The organism is Pseudarthrobacter chlorophenolicus A6, assembly GCF_000022025.1.
GTDB lineage: Bacteria > Actinomycetota > Actinomycetes > Actinomycetales > Micrococcaceae > Arthrobacter > Arthrobacter chlorophenolicus.
The window spans coordinates 460,040-479,997 of sequence record NC_011886.1; the positions used below are offsets into that span (position 1 = coordinate 460,040).

Annotated in this window: 16 protein-coding genes; 10 read left to right on the plus strand and 6 right to left on the minus strand. The window is 68.7% G+C overall.

Features of this window, described 5'->3' with window-relative positions:
• Positions 1–4: 4 nt before the first annotated feature.
• A complete protein-coding gene (locus ACHL_RS02145; RefSeq protein WP_015935660.1) occupies positions 5–859 on the minus strand; it encodes an IclR family transcriptional regulator in 855 nt (284 codons plus the stop codon).
• 159 nt (positions 860–1,018) lie between these two features.
• Here ACHL_RS02145 and ACHL_RS02150 point away from each other — a divergent pair, with 159 nt between their 5' ends.
• From ACHL_RS02150 to ACHL_RS02170, 5 genes are all read left to right on the plus strand, one after another.
• Positions 1,019–3,751: an alpha-L-rhamnosidase gene (locus ACHL_RS02150; RefSeq protein ID WP_015935661.1), complete on the plus strand. Its 2,733-nt coding sequence runs from the start codon at positions 1,019–1,021 to the stop codon at positions 3,749–3,751.
• Positions 3,748–4,770: an alpha/beta hydrolase gene (locus ACHL_RS02155; RefSeq protein WP_015935662.1), complete on the plus strand. Its 1,023-nt coding sequence runs from the start codon at positions 3,748–3,750 to the stop codon at positions 4,768–4,770. Before ACHL_RS02150 ends, ACHL_RS02155 begins: the two co-directional genes overlap by 4 nt.
• Positions 4,767–5,720 carry an alpha/beta hydrolase gene (locus tag ACHL_RS02160; RefSeq protein WP_015935663.1) on the plus strand — a complete coding sequence of 318 codons (954 nt, stop codon included), beginning with the start codon at positions 4,767–4,769 and terminating at the stop codon, positions 5,718–5,720. Before ACHL_RS02155 ends, ACHL_RS02160 begins: the two co-directional genes overlap by 4 nt.
• Before the next feature lie 69 nt (positions 5,721–5,789).
• Positions 5,790–7,070 carry a glycoside hydrolase family 26 protein gene (locus ACHL_RS02165; protein ID WP_015935664.1) on the plus strand — a complete coding sequence of 427 codons (1,281 nt, stop codon included), beginning with the start codon at positions 5,790–5,792 and terminating at the stop codon, positions 7,068–7,070.
• A gap of 131 nt (positions 7,071–7,201) precedes the next feature.
• Entirely contained in the window at positions 7,202–7,582 is a 381-nt protein-coding gene (locus ACHL_RS02170) for a nuclear transport factor 2 family protein (RefSeq protein WP_015935665.1), read from the plus strand.
• On the opposite strand, the gene ACHL_RS02175 is transcribed toward ACHL_RS02170, so the two are convergent.
• The 5 genes from ACHL_RS02175 to ACHL_RS02195 form a co-directional block, all read right to left on the minus strand.
• Positions 7,579–8,748: a glycerate kinase gene (locus tag ACHL_RS02175; RefSeq protein ID WP_015935666.1), complete on the minus strand. Its 1,170-nt coding sequence runs from the start codon at positions 8,746–8,748 to the stop codon at positions 7,579–7,581. The genes ACHL_RS02170 and ACHL_RS02175 overlap by 4 nt on opposite strands.
• Before the next feature lie 2 nt (positions 8,749–8,750).
• A complete protein-coding gene (gene dctA, locus ACHL_RS02180) occupies positions 8,751–10,232 on the minus strand; it encodes a C4-dicarboxylate transporter DctA (protein ID WP_015935667.1) in 1,482 nt (493 codons plus the stop codon).
• Positions 10,233–10,351: 119 nt separating this feature from the next.
• Complete coding sequence (locus ACHL_RS02185) at positions 10,352–11,449, minus strand: tartrate dehydrogenase (protein ID WP_015935668.1); 1,098 nt, start codon at positions 11,447–11,449, stop codon at positions 10,352–10,354.
• A gap of 164 nt (positions 11,450–11,613) precedes the next feature.
• The gene (locus ACHL_RS02190; RefSeq protein ID WP_043794362.1) at positions 11,614–12,501 is read right to left on the minus strand and encodes a LysR family transcriptional regulator; all 888 of its coding nucleotides are present in this window, start codon (positions 12,499–12,501) and stop codon (positions 11,614–11,616) included.
• A 69-nt stretch (positions 12,502–12,570) separates the two neighbouring features.
• Positions 12,571–12,831: an SHOCT domain-containing protein gene (locus ACHL_RS02195; RefSeq protein ID WP_015935670.1), complete on the minus strand. Its 261-nt coding sequence runs from the start codon at positions 12,829–12,831 to the stop codon at positions 12,571–12,573.
• Positions 12,832–13,028: 197 nt separating this feature from the next.
• Between ACHL_RS02195 and ACHL_RS02200 the strand changes: the two genes are divergently transcribed.
• The 5 genes from ACHL_RS02200 (at position 13,029) to ACHL_RS02220 (ending at position 19,945) form a co-directional block, all read left to right on the plus strand.
• Positions 13,029–14,033, plus strand: a complete 1,005-nt coding sequence (locus ACHL_RS02200) for a bile acid:sodium symporter family protein (protein ID WP_015935671.1) — start codon at positions 13,029–13,031, stop codon at positions 14,031–14,033.
• Between the two features lie 101 nt (positions 14,034–14,134).
• Entirely contained in the window at positions 14,135–15,157 is a 1,023-nt protein-coding gene (locus tag ACHL_RS02205) for a 3-oxoacyl-ACP synthase III (RefSeq protein WP_015935672.1), read from the plus strand.
• Positions 15,151–17,934, plus strand: a complete 2,784-nt coding sequence (locus ACHL_RS02210; RefSeq protein ID WP_015935673.1) for an alpha/beta fold hydrolase — start codon at positions 15,151–15,153, stop codon at positions 17,932–17,934. Before ACHL_RS02205 ends, ACHL_RS02210 begins: the two co-directional genes overlap by 7 nt.
• Positions 17,931–18,902 carry an NAD-dependent epimerase/dehydratase family protein gene (locus ACHL_RS02215; RefSeq protein WP_015935674.1) on the plus strand — a complete coding sequence of 324 codons (972 nt, stop codon included), beginning with the start codon at positions 17,931–17,933 and terminating at the stop codon, positions 18,900–18,902. The genes ACHL_RS02210 and ACHL_RS02215 overlap by 4 nt, the downstream gene beginning before the upstream one ends.
• Before the next feature lie 77 nt (positions 18,903–18,979).
• A complete protein-coding gene (locus tag ACHL_RS02220; protein WP_015935675.1) occupies positions 18,980–19,945 on the plus strand; it encodes an alpha/beta hydrolase in 966 nt (321 codons plus the stop codon).
• Positions 19,946–19,958 lie beyond the last annotated feature (13 nt).

Consider the following 19,958-nt stretch of genomic DNA (forward strand, 5'->3'; position numbering starts at 1 on the left):
GCGGCTACCCCCGCGAGTGGGTCCTGACGTCCGCGCTGACAGCGGCCTGGTGCCCCAGGTTCCTGGACACGGCGCGGGCGGCGGCGCGGACCGCCGGCGCCAGCACGTTCGGTGGCGTGGAGCCGTCCGGAACCACGATGGACAGGGCCGCCACCACCGAACCCTGCGCATCGAAGACCGGCGACGCCACGGACACCGTCATCGACGGGTGGCTGCGCCGGATCATCGCAATCCCGGTGCGGCGCACGTCGGAGAGGGTCCGCCGCAGCTGCCCCTCGGGCATCTCCGCCACCCCAGGTTCCTTTTCCGGGGGTTTGGCCATGATTGTTTCCTGAAACTGCTGGTCCGCACCTGCCAGCAGCACCAGCCCTACGGCCGTGGACCGTAGCGGAGCCCGGCCGCCCACGCGGTACGCCACCTCCGTGGCGTCCTTGGACGAGAGCCGCTCGATCAGCACCGCCTGCTCGTTGTCCCGAACGGCCAGCAGGACGTGGTGGCGGGTCACCTCAAAGAGGTCCTCAAGGTACGGCAGCGCGATTTCGCGCACGCCGTGGCCGCGCGGTGACAGGGATGCCACCTCCCAGAGCCTGACGCCCACGACGTACCGGCCGTCGTCGAGCCTTTCCAAGGCACCCCAGGCCACCAGCCGGGAGATCAGGCGCAGCGCGGTGGGCGCTGGCATGTCCGCGTGGCGGGCGAGCTCCGAAAGGGTCAGCGCCCGGCGGCGGTCCGAGAAGACGGCCAGCAGGCTCAGCGCCCGGTCGATGACGGGTTCGCCCTGCTTGGGCCGTTTGCCGCGGGCAGGGGCGGCAGTGTTGGGGGTACCCGTGTGCGTTTCTGTGTCCGGGGACAGTGTCATGGCAGTGGTTCCTAGCGCCGTTGGCAGAGCTGACGGCCCACAGCGGCACCGTGAGCTGAACCACAATACTATTCCAACCATTGAAAGCCGCCTGTGCGGGCACGGCACAGCCAGCGAAGCTTGAATTCCCAGCACCGCCACCTCCAGGAGTCCTGCCGCATGACCGCCCCCGCCCGGCTCCGGGCCGAACACCTGCGCGAAGCCATGGGCCTGGCCGTCCGCGAACCCCGCCTCAGCTGGACGCCGCCCGCGGCAACCGCCGGTCAAACCGCGTACCGGATCATGGCGGACAACGGCTGGGACACCGGACGGATCGCGTCCGCGGAGTCCGGCGGCATCGCCTACGGCGGCCCTGCACTGGATTCCCGCAGCCGGTTCGACTGGCGGGTGCGCACCTGGAACGTCGATTCCGACGGCACGGAAACAGCCAGCGATTGGTCCGAGTCCATGCCCGTGGAGCTGGGCCTCCTGCACCCCTCGGACTGGACGGGGCAGTGGATCAGCCCCGGCGAGGAGGCGGTCAGCCCACCCGGCGAGCGCCCGGGATACGCTCTCACCAGGACCTTCACGCTGCCGGCGGCACCGGACAAGGCCCGCGCCTACGCCACCGCGCACGGCATCTACGAACTCTTTATTAACGGCCAACGCGTGGGCGACCAGCAGCTCACTCCGGGCTCCACCAGCTACAACACCACGCTCCAGGTCCAGGCCTATGACGTCACCGCCCTGCTCACCGCCGGGCTCAACACCATCCGGGCTGTCCTCACCGACGGCTGGTACCGCGGCACCTTCGGGTACACGCGCGACGCCGACATGTACGGCACGCACACCGCGTTCCTTGCCCAGCTTGAGCTGGAGTCCGAGGCCGGGCGGCAGGTCATCGGCACCGATCCGTCGTGGCTAGTGTCCGCCACGGAGGTCATCAGCGCGGACCTCATGGCGGGGCAGCGGGTTGATTTCCGGGCGTACGACACCGGGAGCGCGCCGTCCGCAGGCAAGGCACCCGGGGTGCGGGCCGCCGTCGTCCGTCCCGGCAGCTTCGGCGCGCTCACCGGTCCCCTCGCCCCGCCCACGAGGGTGACGGAGGAGCTGGCGCCGGTGTCCATCACGCGGCTGCGCAACGGACACCAGGTGGTGGACTTCGGCCAGAATATCCACGGGTGGGTCCGCCTAGCGGCACTTGGCGGGCCGGGCGAAACCGTCACCCTCGAATACGGTGAAGCCCTCGGCCGGGACGGCGACGTCACCCGGGACCATCTGCGGCCACACGACTTCCGCGTTCCCGGAGCTTTCCTGGACGCCGGGCAGGTGGACACCGTCACCGCTTCCGGCGCTCCCGGCGAAGTCTTCGAGCCCCGGCACACCTCGCACGGCTTCCAGTTCGTTTCGGTCCGGGGCCTCGCCACGGACCTCCGCCCGCGAGACGTCACTGCCTGCCTGGTCCGGACCGACCTGGAACGCATCGGCACCTTCCACTGCAGCGACGAACGGCTGAACAAGCTCCACGGGATTGTGGAGTGGAGCTTCCTGGGCAACTCCTGCGAGGTCCCCACCGACTGCCCGCAGCGTGAGAAGGCCGGCTGGACCGGCGACTGGCAGCTGTTCGTCCCCACCGCCGCGTACCTGTACGACGTCACCGGCTTCACCCGCAAGTGGCTCCGCGACGTCCGCGCCGACCAGTGGGACAACGGCGTCATCGCCAACATCTCGCCGTCGCCCGGCCCCGCCATCACCTCGGCGGAGTTCATGGGCTTCACGAACGGCTCCTCCGGCTGGGGTGACGCGATCGTCATGGTGCCCTGGGAGGCCTACCTGGCCACCGGGGACGCCTCGATCCTCGCCGAAAACTGGGACGCCATGAACCGGTGGCTGGGCTTTGTCCGCACCACGGCGGAAACCCGGCGGCATGCAGCCCGCGCAACGCAGGCGCCTGTCCCGGCCGATCACGAAAAGTACCTGTGGGACACCGGCTTCCACTTCGGTGAATGGATGGAACCGGACGGCCCCGGGCCGGACCTGTTCGCCTCCCGCACCGCGGACAACGGCATCGTGGCCACCGCCTACTACCGGCACACCACGGACCTGATGGCCCGCATCGCCCGGGCCCTGGGGTTGGCGGCCGAAGCCGCTGACCTCGCTAGACTCTCGGACGCCATCAGGGACGCCTGGGCAACGGAATACCTCGACGAGTCCGGCCGGGTCACCGTGGCCAGCCAGGCCAACTGCGTCCGGGCCCTGGCGTTCCAGCTGGCCGGCACGGAGCACCGCGCCGCGGTCACCACGCAGCTGGTGGAACTGATCCGCGACGCCGGCACCCACCTGGGCACCGGCTTCCTGGCCACCCCCTACCTGCTCCCGGTCCTGGCCGACCACGGCCACCTGGGCCTTGCCTATGAACTGCTGATGCAGGACTCCGAGCCGTCCTGGCTGGCCATGGTGGACCGCGGCGCCACCACGGTCTGGGAACTGTGGAATGGCCTAGACGCCGGCGGCGCGCCGCACCAGTCGCTGAACCACTACAGCAAGGGCGCCGTGGTCTCCTTCCTGCACCGCTACACGGCCGGGCTCCGGCAGGCGCCCGGCAGCGCCGGCTGGAACAGGATCATCATCGAACCGCGCCCCGGCGCCGGCCTCACCTCCGCCGCCACCTCCCACCAGGGGCCGCACGGCCCGATCACCGTCGCCTGGACCCTGTCGACGGATGCTTTGGGGCCTGACGAAATGACGGCCGACGGCGTGCTGACGCTCACCGCGGACATCCCCTCCGGCACCACCGCCGAGATACTGCTGCCCGGCCAGCCGGCCGCCGTCGTGGGCCCCGGACACCATGTTTTCTCCGCCGCCACCGGCGGGGACACCGCACACCCCGAGCTGATGAGGAGCACACTATGACAGTGGACCGCGCTGCAGACGTACTTGACCCTTCCCGCCCTGACGTTTCGCGTCCCGATGTTTCCCGCCCTGATGTTTCCCGCCCTGGAGGGCGGGATGTCCCGCCGTTCCCCGTGTACGACGCACCCGGCACCCCGGAGGCCGCCTCGGACGCCTCGTGCGTGCACCGCGAAGTCACATATGCCCGCGCCATCGGGTTCCGTCCCCTGAAGATGGACATCTGGCTGCCGCGGCAGGCATCCGGCCCTACGCCGCTGGTGCTGTGGGTACACGGCGGCGCGTTCCAGCTGGGGGACCGGCGTGAACTGCCGCCCACGTTCGCGCCGGATTCGGTCTTCAGGCTGCTGAACGAGGCCGGGATCGCCTGCGCCACCGCGGACTACCGGCACTCGCTGGAAGCGCCGTTTCCGGCCCAGCTCCATGACCTCAAGGCCGCCCTGCGCTACCTCCGCGAATTTGCCGCGGAGCTGAACATCGATCCGGACAGGTTCGGCGCCTGGGGCGAGTCGGCCGGCGGACACCTGGTGGCGCTGCTGGGGCTCACCGGCAACCGCCCGGACCTGGATGGCGGCCTCGGCGCGCAGGGGCACTCCGCGGGCGTCAGCGCCGTCGTCGACTTCTACGGCGTGTCCTCCCTGGCGGACATCCCGCCCATGCATAGCCCGGAGGACCTGTTCCCGCCCGCGCTTACGGCAGCGGTCCCGCCCGGCATGACGCTGCAGCCGGAATACATGCTGGTGGGCGGCTCGGACGCCCCGGACCTGCTGGCGGCGGCCAGCCCCGTCAGCTACGTGACCGAAGATGCCGCGCCTTTCCTGCTGGTCCACGGCGACAGCGATGGGCTGGTTCCGCATTCCCAGACCGACCTGCTGGCTGCCGCGCTCGCGGAGGCCGGCGTGGAATACGAGGTGGTCACCGTTAAAGGCGGCGATCACTGCTTCTTCGGCGCCGAGGACCAGATGGACTCCATCCTGGCCCTCGCCGTCGGCTACCTCTCCGGGAAGCTTGGAACACCATGACGCCACGCGAAACAGCCCAGCAGGCAGCCCGGCAGGTACCCGGAGCCCCGGCCGCCGGGTTTGCCGAATACCTTGCCTCGCCGGAAGGCCCCAGGTTCCTGAACCCCGACGCCGAGCGGTCGTCTGGCCCCGACGTTCCCATCCGCACGGTGACCGCCGAGGGGCGGCACGGCCCCGTGGCCATCCGGATCTACGGTGAAGCCCCCGGGGCGGACACCCCGGCCCTGGTGTGGCTGCACGGCGGCGGCTTCGTCAGCGGCAGCGTGGACATTCCCGAATCGGACTACCTGGCGCGCGTACTGGCCGGTTTGGGCACTCCGGTGCTGTCTGTGGACTACCGGCTGGCGCGCGACGGCGTGTCCTACCCCATCCCGCATGACGATGCCCTGGCCGGCTGGTTCTGGGCCAGGAAGAACGCCACCTCGCTGGGCCTGGATCCGGACCTGCTGTGCCTGGGCGGTGCCGGCGCGGGCGGCAACCTGGCCGTGGGGGCCGCGCTGTACCTGATTGATGCCGGCAAGCCGCTGCCCGCCAAGCTCCTGCTGGCCTATCCCTTCCTGCACGCCGAACTCCCACCGCCCGCAGCCGGGTTGGACGGCGAGGTCATGGCAGGCCTGCCCCGGCACCTGCGCTTCACCCTGGAGGACTGCATCCGGACAGCGGAGAACTACGTGGGCGGCCCGGTCAGCATGGCGCCGTCCTACGCGATGCCCGGGTATGCGGACCCGGCAGGGCTCCCGCCAACGGCCCTTCTTGCCTGCGAGTACGACGACGCCCGGGGATCGGCCGAGCTCTTCGCCGCCAGCCTGGAACAGGCCAAAGTCCCCGTCAACTACTTCCTCGCCGAAGGCGGCGTGCACGGGCACCTGAACCACACGGCCGGGCTGCCCGAAGGCAAGGCTGCGCTGGATTTCCTGGCATCTGAACTCCGGGCCGCGGGGGAGCGGTAGGCAGCCTCAGCCTTTCCCGGCGCTGACCGTAGGATGGAACAAAACCGCAGGCCAGCAGGGAGTTCCACCATGTCCGACCATTCGTCTACCGAGCAGGAAAGCACCAGGAGTCGGTTGTTTTTCAGCCGTGCCAGGGACTGGGCGCTCCCCGTGGCGGCGGTGCTGGCCGCCGCAGGCATCGGCGTGGCGGGCATCTCCAGCGGGCTGGCCAACCGGGACCGCCCCGCCGGGGAAACGCCGGCAACCTCCGCCGTCCCGGCGGACCTTCCCTCCTGCCCGGTGACGGACGGGAAAGCCCTGGCGCCGGCGTCGGGCGTCCTCTTCGGCATCAACTCGGACCTGGACACCAAGCCGCTGGCCACCTACGCGGCGGAACTTGGCCACAAACCGGCCGTGGCCGTGTCCTACGTCGACTTTCCCTACGGCGACCAGGACCGGGACCGGCTCAAAGACACCGCCGCGAAGGTCCGGGCTGACGGGCGGATCCTGCTGCTCACCCTCGAACCGAAACAGGACCTCGGATCCGTCACCCCGGAGGTCGCCGCCGCCCTGGCACAGGACCTGGCCGGCATCAACGCCGCCGGTGTTCCCGTGATTGTCCGCTTCGGGCACGAGATGAACGGCTTCTGGTTCCCCTGGGCGCAGCAGCCGCTCGAATACAAAGCAGCCTTCACCCGGGTGGCGGACGCGGTCCACGCCGGGGCGCCGGGTTCAGCCATGATGTGGGCGCCGTCCTACGCCGGCGGGTATGCCTACCCGGGCCGGCAGTACGGGGTTGAAGCGGGCTCGCCGGACTTCGCCGCCCTGGATACAAACAACGACGGCGCCCTCAACACCGCGGACGATCCCTACGCCCCGTACTACCCGGGCGATGACGCGGTGGACTGGGTGGGCCTGTCCCTGTTCCACTGGGGCTCCACCTACCCGTGGGGCGAGAACGAGGTGCCCGAAGCGGGCAAGTTCGCCGGGCAGCTCACCGGCAACTACAACGGCGCCAACGGGGACGAGCGCTCCCTGCCGGACTTCTACGCGGAGTACGCCGTGAACCACAACAAGCCGCTGGCAATCCCGGGAACGGCCGCCCTCTACAACCCCGGTGCCGGCGGTGCCCCGGAAACCGCCATCAAGCAGGCGTGGTGGGAGCAGGTCTTCAGCCCGCAAACCCGTGAGCAGTTCCCGCAGCTGAAAATGCTCAACTGGTTCGAATGGGACAAGGACGAGGCCGAGGTGGGCGGCCGGATTGACTGGACCGTCACCAGCACCCCGGCCCTCCGGGACTCGTTCGCTGCCGCCCTGCCGGGCTGGCTTGAATACGGCGGCGGCACCGGCTGCGGCGCGGGCGGGTCCTAGGAACCGCAGCCGCCCACGGTACGTCCCGCCGTCGTCCGCCGGGCCGTTGCCCTGCCGGCCTGGCAGGCCTAGCATGTGCGCACAATCCACTGCGAAAGTGGACGGTTTGCAAGGAAAGGGCGGGGCAGGCCATGGATGGGACGGGCAGCAACGAGAAGGTGGTGCAACGGCTGATCCAGTGCATCAACGACCGGCATATCGAGGTCATGGACGAACTGTTCCATGACGACGCGGTCATGCACTGGCCCCAGTCCGGCGAATACGTCCGCGGCGCGGAGAACCGGCGCGGCATCTACAACGCCTTTCCCCAACTGCCCACCATCACGCCGCGGCGGCTGACCAGCGGCGGAAACCTGGTGGTGGCCGAGGCATCCCTGGACTACGGCGGGCCCGTCTACGAAACCGTGTTCATCTTTGAATTCCGGGACGGCCGCATCGCCACGGAGACCGCCTACTGGAGCGAGGCGTTCCCGGCACCCGAATGGCGGTCACAGTGGGCGGAAATCGGTTAGGCCGGCCCGGCGTTCTGTCCGAGGTCCTGCCCGATTTCCCTGCCGATCCGGCGCAGCAGGGCGGCGGACAGTTCCGGATCGCGGGACGAATCCAGCTCCGTGTAGTCCGAAAGTGCGTAAACCCGGTCCAGCGGCAGGTCCGCCCAGCGCTCCCGTGGCAGGAGCGAGCGTCCTGCCACGGCGAGGACCGCGCGGTTTCCTGAGCGGCGGGCGACGGCGGCCGGCAGTTTCCCGGCCAGCGTCTGTTCGTCGATGCTTCCTTCGCCGGTGATGACCACGTCGCAGGGCTCCCGGCGTGCGTCAAAGTCCAGCAGGTCCAGGAAGTAGTCGGCCCCGGAAACCTGGCGTGCCCCCAGCAGCAGGCAGGCGAAGCCGATGCCGCCGGCGCTGCCGGCGCCCGGATGGGCAGCGAGCTCCGCAGCGGAACCCATGCCCGCCTGCCCTAGGGCCGCCACCAGGTTGCCGAGGCCTTGGTCAAGGGCGGCGATGTCGCCAACCGTGGCACCCTTCTGGGGTCCGAATACCGCCGGAGCGCCGTCCGGCCCGGCCAGCGGGTTGGACACATCGCTTGCCACGATGAGCTCCGTGCCTGCCAGCTCCGGTACTGGCCGGACGTCCACGGAGCTGATCGCTGCGAGGTTCCTGCCAGAGCTTGCCAGCACGCGGCCGTGGCTGTCGCGGAACGTGAAGCCCAGGGCCGTCAGCATGCCCATGCCGCCGTCAGTGCTGGCGCTGCCGCCCAGTGCCAGCACGATCCTGGCCGGATTCAGGCCGAGGGCCGTCAGGACGGCTTCGCCGAAACCGCGGCTGGAGGCATCCAGGGGTTCCAGCGTCCCGTGGGGAAGCAGCCCGAGCCCGCAGGTGTTGGCCACCTCCACCACGGCCGTGACGCCGTCGAACGCGATGCCTGCCTGTACCGGCCGGCCGGTGGGCCCGGAGACCGTGCAGCTGCGTCGGGCGAAACCTGCCGCGACGGCGGCGTCCACGCTGCCGTCGCCGCCGTCGGCCAGGGGAAGCAGCTCGCACCGGATTCCTGCGGACTGTCCCGTGACACTGGCCGCTGAGCGGATGCCGTCCGCCAGGGCTTCCGCCACTTCAGCAGCGGTGAGGCTTCCCTTGAATTTGTCCGGGGCGATGAGCACGGTTTTCGCGGTTGCTGCAGCCATGGTCAGACAGTCTCCGAATAGGCCGGGCGGCGGTCAGCGGATGTGTGCCCGGCGTCGGCAGCATGCCTGGGTGCCGAACCGTCGGGTTCCTGGTCCTTGGAGGAGTGGTGGCCGTACTCCACGAGGTCTTCGTCAGTGTCAGTTACCTCGTTGACGTGCAAGGGGTCCTCCGCCTGGAGGGGTTCCACGCTTTCGCCATTGAAGACCCGCCGGGTTCGGTCGGCATCAAGGCTCCTGTCCCACCAGGCGATGAACAGGGTGGCCACAGCGTTGCCCGTGAAGTTGACCACGGCGCGGCATTCGGACATGAACTTGTCGATGCCGAAGATCAGCATGATGCCGGCGGCAGGGATGGTGCCGATGGTGGTGAGGGTGGCGGTCAGGGCGATGAACCCGCCGCCGGCGACCCCCGCTGCGCCCTTGGAGGTGAGCAGCATGACGGCGAGCAACCCTAGCTGCTGGCCGATGGTGAGGTCCGTGTTGGTGGCCTGGGCGATGTACAGCGCGGCGAGGGACAGGTAGATGGCCGCGCCGTCGAGGTTAAAGCTGTAGCCGGTGGGGACCACCAGGCCCACAGTCTCCTTCTTGACGCCTGCGTGCTCGAGCTTGCGCATCAGGCCGGGAAGGGCCGGTTCGGAGCTTGATGTACCCAGGATCAGGAGGTATTCCTCCTTGAAGTGCCGGATCATCTTGAAGATGTTCAGCTTCAGGAACGCCATGACGGAGCCAAGAACCACCACGATGAAGAGGATGGAGGTGACGTAAAACAGGGCAATCAGCCCGCCCATGCTGGTCAGGGACGAAACACCGTACTTGCCCACGGCGTAAGCCATGGCGCCGAATGCACCCAGCGGGGCGGCCTTCATGATGAAGGCCAGGATTTTGAACATCACTCCGGTAAGGCGCTGGACGCCGTCCAATACTGGGGCGCCCACCTTGCCCAGGGCGTTCAGGGCGATGCCGAAGATGACGGCGATGAAGATGATCTGGAGGATGTCCCCCTCAACAAACGGGGCGATGATGCTGTCGGGAATGATGTGGGTCAGGAACTGCCACCACTCCTGGTGCGCACCGGCATCGATCAGCTTCGCAGCGGAATCGGTAGTCTTCAGCGAGGCGGCGTCGGCGTTGACACCGTCGCCCAGGCGGAACAGGTTGATGGCAACAAGCCCGAAAACCATGGCGCAAATGGTGCCAACCTGGAAGTACGTGAGGGCTTTCAGGCCCGTCATGCCCACTTTCTTCAGGTCAGCCACGCTCGCTATGCCGCCCACGATGGTGAGGAACACGATGGGACCAATGAGCATCTTCATCGCGTTGATGAAGGTGGTGCCGATGGGTTCCATGGCTATTCCGGCTGCCGGCGCCAGCCAGCCGGTCAGGATGCCGATAACAATGGCGGTCAGTACCCAGAAGTACAGCTGTTTGTACCAGCGGGTCTTGGCTGGTGCTTGTGTTCCTGGAGCGGTGGTGATGTGGTCCATGATTCCTACCTCATTGTGGAATTTCGCTGGATAAGAGTGGTGGTGGGTGTAAGCGGCGGCAAGCGGCCGCCCGCGGAGGTCCCTTCCCTTTGGCAGGGACCTCCGCGGAAATGTTGGAACTAGACGGTGGCCGGGGACAGGGTCAGGGCCTTGATGATGGCCTCGGTGACGTCCTCGGTATTGGCTTCGCCGCCGACATCGCGGGTCAGGTGCCCGCTGCCCGTGGCTGCCTCGATGGCTGCCTCGACCTTGCGGGCTTCCTCGTGCAGGCCGAAGTGGTCCAGCATGAGGGCCGCGCTGGCGATCGCGCCGATCGGGTTGCTGATGCCCTTGCCGGCGATGTCCGGGGCGGAACCGTGGACCGGTTCGAACATGGACGGGAAGCGGCGTTCCGGGTTGAGGTTGGCGCTGGCGGCCAGGCCCAGGCTGCCGGCCAGGGCGGAACCGAGGTCGGAGAGGATGTCGGCGTTCAGGTTGGACGCCACCACTACGGACAGGTCCTCGGGCTTGAGGATGAACTTGGCACTCATCGCGTCCACCAGGACGCTTTCGGTCTGCACATCGGGGTAGTCAAGGGCCACGCGGTTGAAGACTTCGTCCCACAGGACCATGCCGTACTGCTGGGCGTTGGACTTGGTTACCGAGGACACCTTCTTGACCGTGCGGGTGCGGGCCAGTTCGAAGGCGAAGCGCATGATGCGCTCGCAGCCCTTTTCGGTGAACAGCGCGGTCTGCAGGGCCACCTCATTGCCGGGGCCGCGTCCGCTGAGGTTGCGTCCGCCCAGGCCGGCGTACTCGCCTTCGCTGTTTTCACGGACCACCACCCAGTCGAGCTCAGTGGTGTCGGCCTTGCGCAGCGGGGACTGCACTCCGGGGAGGAACTTCACCGGGCGGATGTTGGCCCACTGGTCGAAGTTCTGGGTGATGTTCAGGCGCAGGCCCCACAGGCTGACGTGGTCCGGGACGTTTTCCCAGCCGACGGCGCCGAAGTAGATGGCATCGAAGTCCTTGAGGGCTTCCAGGCCCTTGGGGTCCATCATCAGGCCGGTCTTGGCGTAGTACTCCGAGCCCCAGGGGAACTCGGTCCAGTCGAAGGCGAACTTGCCGTTGGAGCTTCCGGCGAGGGCGTCCAGGACCCGGCGGCCGGCTGAAACGACCTCTTTGCCCACGCCGTCGGCGGGGATGGAAGCGATGCTGAACGTCTGGGTGGTGCTCATTTTGTGTGTCTCCTCGTTGAGTGGTTGCCAGTGCGGACCTGTTATCGGCGTCACACTGTTTCCTTCCTCTTCAAGTAGACGGGCGGGGGTCCCATAGCGTCCAAGACCAAGATTCGATCCGCTAGATAGGCTCAGCCTATGGTTTCCGTCGGTAGCTGTCCGGGCTAGGCCGTCACATGGAGTTCGGCCACCTTGAGGAACGCGGCGGCGGCTGGGGTGAGGCCTTCCTTCCGGCTGAGGATGGCAACTTCCAGATGTGAAACGGGCTCGATCAGCAGGGTGCGCAGCCCCGCTTTGTGCGCCGTGGGGGCCCATGACGACGGCATTACCGCATGCCCCACACCCGCCAGTACCAGCGGGAGGATGGAGGTCCGGTGGGCCACTTCCACCACGATTTCGGCGTTGATTCCGGACGCCAGCGCATCGTCCACCAGTCCGCGCATCAGCGAGCCGCGCTGGCTGGCGATCAGGCGGTGGCCGCCTAGGTCCTCCCGCTGGATGGCCTTCACGTTGCCGAATGCATCCGCGTGGGGATTGACGATCAGGATCAGCGGCTGCCGTTCCAGTTCCAGGACCTCGACGCCCGGAACACGGATGGCCGTAGGGGAGCCGGCCAGGCCGATTTCCGTGCTGCCGCTGCGGACGGACTCCACCACTTCTTCAGGGGTGAACGCAGCCGAGACGTTGAGGCGCACCGACGGGTAGGACAGTGTGAAGTCGCTGATCATGGAGGTCAGCGGCTCGATCCCCGGCGACGGCATGGTGATGATGTCCAGCCGCCCGCTGCGGATTCCCCGCAGCGACTGGACAGCGGATTGTGCGGCGTCGAGGTCCCGCATCACCACCCGCGCCGGGCCCACCAGTTCCTTGCCGGCATCGCTGAGGACCACCCGCCGCCCGATCCGGTGGAACAGCGGCACTCCCAGTTCCTTCTCGAGGCCGGCGATGGTCTGGGACAGCGACGGCTGGGCAATCAGGAGGTGTTCCGCCGCGCGGTTGAACCCGCCGTGGTCAACCACGGCCAGGAAATACTTCAGTTTCCGGGTGTCCACGTGCAGCTCCTTGGGCATTGGGCTTCAATAGCCTACGCCTATCAAAGAGCCTCGAAGGTTGGTGCTGTACTAAGCGCTGCGGCCGCGGCGCAAGACGGCAAGCCGGGCCATGTATTCGCTTTCATCAATTTCGCCCCGGGCAAAGCGTTCCGCGAGCAGATGCTCCGCCACGCTGTAGGTTCCTCCATCCCCGCCGGAGCCGTGGCGGCCTGCCGTGGCCGAGCGGGCGAACAGGACGATGGCGGCAATGACGGCGCCCCAGAACAGGATGAAGCTCAGTCCGGAGAGGACGTAACCCCACGTCCCCATACTGCCGTCCCAATACATCATTGCGGCGTCCTTCCCTGGCCGGCGCTGCCGATAAATGGCCCCAGCTGAATTGTCTCCAGCCTCGCCCGCTCCGGGCAGAGTCTTAGGTCCCCGTGCGGGCCCGGGGAAAGCCGTGGCCTGGGCGGCATGGACTGCCGCCATGACGGGCGGTGGTCATCAATTGGCGGAACCATACCAGTCGGTGACAGCATTGTTAGATGCTTGAGGCAACCAAATCGCAGAAATCCCCTGAGGGCGCACCACTGAATCCGGCACTGGCAGCGGAAAGCAGGATTGCCCGCGTCGCCGTGACGGTCTTCCCGCTCCTCGTGGTGGCCGCTGGCATCGCGGGGTACCTGCTGCCAGGGACCTTCAAGCCCATGGGCGCTGCAGTGCCTTTCCTGCTGGGCATCATCATGTTTTGCATGGGCCTCACGCTGACCCCGCCAGACTTCGCTGCCGTGGCAAAGCGGCCCTGGGCCGTGGCGCTCGGCATCGTGGCGCACTACGTGATCATGCCCGGAGCCGGGTGGCTGATCGCCAATGCACTGAATCTGGAGCCCGAGCTGGCCGTAGGCCTGATCCTGGTGGGCTGTGCGCCGTCCGGCACCGCGTCCAACGTCATGGCCTTCCTCGCCAAGGGTGATGTTGCCCTCTCCGTGGCGGTGGCGTCAGTGTCCACGCTGATTGCCCCGATCGTCACCCCGCTGCTCGTGCTGTTCCTGGCCGGCTCCTACCTGAACATCGATGCCGGCGGCATGGTTGTGGACATCCTCAACACGGTCCTCCTCCCGGTGGTCGCCGGGCTGCTTGCCCGGCTGTTCCTCAAGAAGCTCGTGGACAAGGTGCTGCCGGCACTGCCGTGGGCGTCCGCCGTCGTGATCTCCCTCATTGTGGCCATCGTGGTGGCCGGCAGCGCCAGCAAGATCGTTGCCGCCGGCGGCATCGTGTTCCTGGCCGTGGTCCTGCACAACGGATTCGGCCTGGGACTGGGCTACCTCGCCGGAAAACTAGGCCGCCTGGATGACAAGGCGCGCCGCGCCCTGGCCTTCGAAGTCGGCATGCAAAACTCCGGACTGGCCGCTACGTTGGCCACGGCACACTTCAGCCCGCTGGCCGCGCTGCCGTCCGCCGTTTTCTCGCTGTGGCACAATATTTCAGGCGCCATAGTGGCAGCTTGGCTGGCCCGCCGCCCCCTCAAGGACACCCCGGCACCGCAGTGACCCGGGAATAAATGTGCACGACGGGGTACTTGCCTGCATAGTTAAGCTCCTGCGCCGGTGGGTAATAGACACCGCAGGACAGAAACGAACAGGGGCTTGAATTGGTAGGTAATGCAACCTTCCGTCACACCAACACCGCGCTGCTCTCGGTGAGCAGCGTCGAAGCTCCAAGGATCGTGAGTTCCGTTGACTTCGACCGCCGGCTGGCATCGACACTGCAGCGGCTGAAATTCCCGCCCCGGCTCCTGGAGCGCGTCGCCGGGATCACGCACCGCCGCTGGTGGGCGCCTGGCACATCCTTTGACGACGCCGCCATCGAAGCAGGAGCCAAGGCCCTTGCCGAGGCCGGCGTGGAAGCGTCCGAGGTTGGCCTGCTGATCAACACCTCGGTGACCCGGCGCAACCTGGAGCCGTCCGTTGCGGTGAAGATCCACCACGGACTCGGCCTGCCGTCGTCGGCCATGAACTTCGACCTCGCCAACGCGTGCCTCGGATTCGTCAACGGCCTGACCCTCGCGGCCAACATGATCGACTCCGGCCAGATCAAGTACGCCGTGATCGTCAACGCTGAGGACGCCGAAGCGACGCAGGAGGCCACGCTCGCCCGGCTGCAGAGGCCCGAAACCACCCGCGAGGACTTCAACCGCGAGTTCGCCACCCTCACCCTGGGCTCCGGCGCGGCCGCAGCCGTCCTTGGGCCCGCTGACGGACACCCCGGCGCGCACCGCCTGGTGGGCGGGGTGATGCGCGCCGGCACCGAACACCACGAACTGTGCGTGGGCGGCATCGACGGCATGAACACAGACACCAAGGGACTGCTCGACGGCGGCCTGCAGCTTGTGGTGGACGCCTGGCACGAGGCGCAGCCGGAGTGGGACTGGGCCACCATGGACCGGTACGTCACCCACCAGGTGAGCAACGCCTACACCCAGGCCATCATCGATGCCATCGACCTGGACCCGACCAAGGTGCCCATCACTTTCCCGCACTGGGGCAACGTGGGACCGGCGTCGCTGCCCATGACCCTTGCCGCGGAATCACAGTCCCTCGAAGCCGGGGACCGGGTCCTGTGCATGGGTGTGGGCTCCGGGCTGAACACCGCCATGATTGAAATCGTTTGGTAGCCGCCGCCTGGCCCGGCGTGGATCCGCAGTGGTCCCGCGAACTTGCTGTTCCCTCCACCTCCGGTGCGGATGAGCCCGGAACGGTCCGCCACTGGCACGTCCTCGATAACGGCGCCCAGCTTGAGGCCAGGGGGCTGACGCCCGAAGGCACCCTGCTCTGCGTGCACGGCAACCCCACTTGGTCCTACCTTTGGCGGACACTGCTTGCCGCCGGGTCCGATCCCGCCCACCCGTGGCGCGTGGTGGCGGTGGACCAGCTGGACATGGGTTTTTCGGAACGCACCGGCACGTTCCGGCGCCTCGCGGACCGGGTCAACGACCTGGGCGACCTCACCACGGCGCTCGGCCTGGACGGTCCAGTGGTCACCGTGGGACACGACTGGGGCGGGGTCATCAGCCTGGGCTGGGCACTGGCGCACCAGGACCAGCTCGCCGGGGTGGTCCTGACCAACACAGCCGTCCACCAGCCGTCCACCTCGAAAATTCCGCCGGCGCTCCGGCTGGCCCTGCACCCCGCCGTGCACCAGTGGGGAACGGTAACCTCTGACGCCTTCCTGCGGGTGACCCATTCGCTGGCCCACCCGCCGCTCGCCGCCGACGTCCACGCCGCCTACATGGCCCCCTACCGGGGTGCCAGCCGGCGGTCCGGTGTTGGCAACTTCGTGGCCGATATCCCGGTGGACGAATTCCATCCCAGTTTTGCGGCGCTGGCCGGCGTGGCGGAGGGGCTGCGCGGGCTGACGGTCCCGGCCCTGATGCTGTGGGGGCCCCGCGATCCCATCTTTTCCGACCGCTACCTCAAGGACCTCATCGGCAGGCTTCCGCACGCCAAGGTCCACCGCTTCGAGGGCGCCGGACACCTTGTGGCGGAGGACCGGGACATCGCCACACCGGTGTTTGAGTGGCTGGCCGCCCGTGAGGGTGCTGGTTCTGCCAGCGGTCTGGGCGGTGAAGGTTCTGACGCCGCCGCTGACACCTCTGCCGCCCCTACTGGCGATCCGGGAATCGAGGCCGGCTCGGCGACGCCGGAGACCGCAGCCAGCCCGGCGGCCCCGGAGGCCGCTGGATTCCGCCCGCTCTGGACCTTGCTGGACGAGCAGGCCGCAGGGCCCGCCGGCACGGGTTCCGCCGTCGTGGAGATGGCCCCCAGTGGCGCCGCAGCCCGGTCGCTCAGCTGGCAGCAGCTGGAACAGAGAATCGCGGACCTCGCTGCCGGGCTGGAACAAGCCGGAGTGCAGCGCGGCAGCAGGGTCAGCCTGATGGTGCCGCCCGGGGTTGACCTCACAGTGGCCCTCTACGCCTGCCTGCGCCTCGGCGCCGTGGTGGTGGTGGCCGACGCCGGACTGGGAACCAAGGGCCTGAGCCGTGCCGTGAAGGGCGCTACCCCGGACTTCATCATCGGCATCGACAAAGCGCTGGCTGCCGCCGCCGCCCTTGGCTGGCCCGGCCGTCGGATCAGCGCGGGCACCCTCCCGGGGGCGCGCCGCCGCCTCCTCGGAGCCGAAACCTCCCTCTCGGAACTGGCCCGCTCCGGCGCCGGCCGCAAAGCCGCAGAGCACGCCGACGCTCTGGACCCGGACGCACTGGACCCGGACGCCCTGGACCCGGACGCCCCCGCCGCCGTGCTCTTCACCTCTGGGTCCACCGGGCCGGCCAAGGGCGTGCTCTACACGCACCGGCAGCTGGCCGCGATGCGGGACACCGTGGCCAACACCTTCGGCATCCGGGCAGGGTCCAACCTGGTAGCAGGCTTCGCTCCCTTCGCGCTCCTCGGCCCGGCGCTGGGTGCAGTGTCCGTCACACCGGCCATGGACGTCACGGCGCCCCGCACATTGACGGCCCGCACGCTGGCCGAGGCCGCTAAAGCCATCGATGCCACAGTGGTGTTTGCCTCGCCGGCGGCGCTCCGCAACGTCGTCGCCACCCGCGAAGACCTCGATGAGGCGGGGCTCAAGGCGCTGGCACGAGTAGAGCTTCTGCTCTCCGCCGGAGCCCCCGTCCCGGAACCGCTCCTGGCAGAGGTCCAGCAACTGGTCCCCGCGGCCTCGCTGCACACCCCCTACGGGATGACCGAAGCCCTTCCGGTGACGGACATCAGCCTGGAACAGATCAGGGAAGCCGACGCCGAAACGGCGGCCGGAACCCTCCAGGGCGGCGGCAACGGCGTATGCGTCGGCAAACCCGTCCACGGAGCACGCCTTGCCATCATCCCGCTCGCGGCGGACGGCACCGCGTCCGGAACCACCCCGGTGACGGACGCCGGCGTGACCGGCGAAATCCTGGTCAGCGCCCCGCACGTCAAGGACTCGTACGACAGGCTCTGGCTGACCCAGCGGGAGAGCGCCGGCATCCCCGGCTGGCACCGCACCGGGGACGTGGGGCACTTCGACGCCGCCGGCGGGCTCTGGGTGGAAGGCCGCCTCGCCCACGTGGTGAGTGCACCCGGAGCCGCGGTAACCCCCGTGGGTGCCGAGCAGGCCATCGAACGGCTGGACAGCGTCCGCCTGGCCGCCGTCACAGGCGTCGGACCGGCCGGCACGCAGGCGGTGGTGGCCGTCGTCGAAACCGTGCCTCCAACGCGCACCGCGGGTCCAGCAGAACCCGCACTCGCCGCAAGCGTCCGCGCGGCAGCCCGCACGGCCGGCGTCGAAATCTCCGCGGTGCTGGCCGTTCCCGCGCAGCCCACCGACATCCGGCACAACGCCAAGATCGACAGGACGCGGCTATCACGCTGGGCCACGCGCGTGCTGGCCGGCGGCCGGCCGGGAAAGCCATGAAGGTCCTCGTCACCGGCGCCAGCGGCATGCTGGGCGGCACCGTAGCGCGGCTCCTGGTCCGCGAGGGCCACACCGTCACCACGCTGCAGCGGCGCCCGTCGGGGGTCGACGGCGCCACGGACCTTTGCGGGTCCATCACCGACGCCCGGGTACTGAAGGATGCCGTCCGGGGCCAGGACGGCATCATCCACCTTGCCGCGAAGGTCTCCTTCACGGGACGCGCGGCGGAGTTCGACGAGGTGAACATCGAGGGCACCCGCCTTCTCCTGGAAGCCGCCCGGGAGGCAGGGGTCCCGGATTTCGTGTTCGTCTCGTCCCCGTCAGTGGCGAACTCCGGCGCCGCCATTGTGGGGCTGGGAGCAGGCCCAGCAGACCCGGAGCACGCCCACGGCGACTACGCCCGTACCAAGGGAGCCGCCGAACTGCTGGCCCTGGCCGCAGATTCCCCGGGCTTCCGGGTGGCCGCCGTGCGCCCGCACATTGTCTGGGGCCCGGGCGACACCCAACTGGTGGAGCGCGTCCTGGCGCGGGCCGCCGTCGGCCGCCTGCCCTTGCTGGACGCCGGGGCGGCCCTGATCGACACCACCTACGTGGAGAACGCGGCGTCCGCCATGGTGGCCGCGCTGGAACGCATGGAGAAGGTCCACGGCCAGGCGGTGGTGGTCAGCAACGGCGAACCCCGGCCGGTGGGTGAACTCATCGCAGGCATCTGCGCAGCCGGCGGCGTTGCGGCACCGTCATGGGCCGTTCCCGGAGCCGTGGCCCGGGGCATTGGGGCTGTGGTGGAAAAGATCTGGCTGTGGGCCGGACGCACGGAAGAGCCACCCATGACCAAATTCCTGGCCGAGCAGCTGTCCACGGCCCACTGGTTCGACCAGCGCCGCACCCGGGAACTCCTGGACTGGACCCCCGCGGTGTCGCTCGATGAAGGCCTGGCCAAGCTGGCCGCGCACTACCAGCCCCGATAAGGCTTTCGCTCCGCAAGCCTTTTCATTCAGTGAAACCGGCCGCGCCGCGCGGCTCCCCGATACCCCACAGTTGATTCATGACGCAGCCCACACCGGGCGGCTTGTCAGGCAGTCAGCACGGGATCATTACGGGACAGAACGGCGCGGTACACATGGAGTCAACGACGACGGCGGGGCGGATCCTTCGGGGAATCGAGTTCGCCCGCCCCGATGGCGGAGCGCCGCTGCTGCTGGACCTGTACCTCCCCGTGGCGGATCCCGCCCGGCGCACCGGCGCCCCACACCCTGCCGTGGTCCACTTCCACGGCGGCGGCTGGCGGACGGGGGAGCGGTCCTCGTTGGGTCCCACCGTGGACGGTTTCGGCCTCAGCCCCATTGAACAGCTGGTGGACGCCGGCTTCGTGGTGGCCTCCGCAGACTACCGGCTCACGGACACCGTCACATTTCCCGCCCAGCTGCACGACGCAAAGGCAGCTGTCCGCTGGCTGCGGACCCACGCCGCCGCCTACAACGTGGACCCAGGGCGGATCTACGCGTGGGGAGATTCCGCGGGCGGCCACCTTGCCAGCCTGGTTGGCCTGACGGGAGGGTCGGCCGCATTTACGGACGACGGCGGCACAGACCCGGCGGACAGCGTCGCCGCGGTAGTGGCCTGGTATCCGCCCACCGACCTGGTGCGAATGGGCGCCCAGGCCCGGCCCGATGCCGTTGCCCGCGCCGACGACCCGGGTTCCAGGGAAGCCCTGCTGATCGGCGCCCAGCCCGCCGACGCACCGGACAAGGCCAGGGCCGCCAGCCCCCTCGCCTACGTGCATGCTGGTGCCCCGCCGTTCCTCCTCATCCACGGAACGGCGGACCGGTTCGTCCCAGCGGCCCAGTCCGCCGGCCTTGCCGGGGCGCTGGAAGACGCGGGCGCCGCCGTCGAACTCCTCCTGCTGGACGGTGCGGACCACATGTGGGCCACCCCGGACGGCAGCAGCGCGGCTGCCGAAACGGCCACCGCAGCAACCCTCGATTTCCTCCGCCGCCAGTCGGAGCACTGATTTCCCACCACGC

Bases quoted from the DNA above. Each gene is read 5' to 3' on its own strand.
- ACHL_RS02150 (WP_015935661.1), top strand. From the start codon at position 1,019: ATGACCGCCCCCGCCCGGCTCCGGGCCGAACACCTGCGCGAAGCCATG.
- ACHL_RS02170 (WP_015935665.1), top strand. From the start codon at position 7,202: ATGGATGGGACGGGCAGCAACGAGAAGGTGGTGCAACGGCTGATCCAG.
- ACHL_RS02200 (WP_015935671.1), top strand. From the start codon at position 13,029: ATGCTTGAGGCAACCAAATCGCAGAAATCCCCTGAGGGCGCACCACTG.
- ACHL_RS02185 (WP_015935668.1), bottom strand. From the start codon at position 11,449: ATGAGCACCACCCAGACGTTCAGCATCGCTTCCATCCCCGCCGACGGC.
- ACHL_RS02220 (WP_015935675.1), top strand. From the start codon at position 18,980: ATGACGCAGCCCACACCGGGCGGCTTGTCAGGCAGTCAGCACGGGATC.
- ACHL_RS02160 (WP_015935663.1), top strand. From the start codon at position 4,767: ATGACGCCACGCGAAACAGCCCAGCAGGCAGCCCGGCAGGTACCCGGA.
- dctA (WP_015935667.1), bottom strand. From the start codon at position 10,232: ATGGACCACATCACCACCGCTCCAGGAACACAAGCACCAGCCAAGACC.
- ACHL_RS02155 (WP_015935662.1), top strand. From the start codon at position 3,748: ATGACAGTGGACCGCGCTGCAGACGTACTTGACCCTTCCCGCCCTGAC.
- ACHL_RS02215 (WP_015935674.1), top strand. From the start codon at position 17,931: ATGAAGGTCCTCGTCACCGGCGCCAGCGGCATGCTGGGCGGCACCGTA.
- ACHL_RS02145 (WP_015935660.1), bottom strand. From the start codon at position 859: ATGACACTGTCCCCGGACACAGAAACGCACACGGGTACCCCCAACACT.
- ACHL_RS02195 (WP_015935670.1), bottom strand. From the start codon at position 12,831: ATGATGTATTGGGACGGCAGTATGGGGACGTGGGGTTACGTCCTCTCC.
- ACHL_RS02165 (WP_015935664.1), top strand. From the start codon at position 5,790: ATGTCCGACCATTCGTCTACCGAGCAGGAAAGCACCAGGAGTCGGTTG.
- ACHL_RS02175 (WP_015935666.1), bottom strand. From the start codon at position 8,748: ATGGCTGCAGCAACCGCGAAAACCGTGCTCATCGCCCCGGACAAATTC.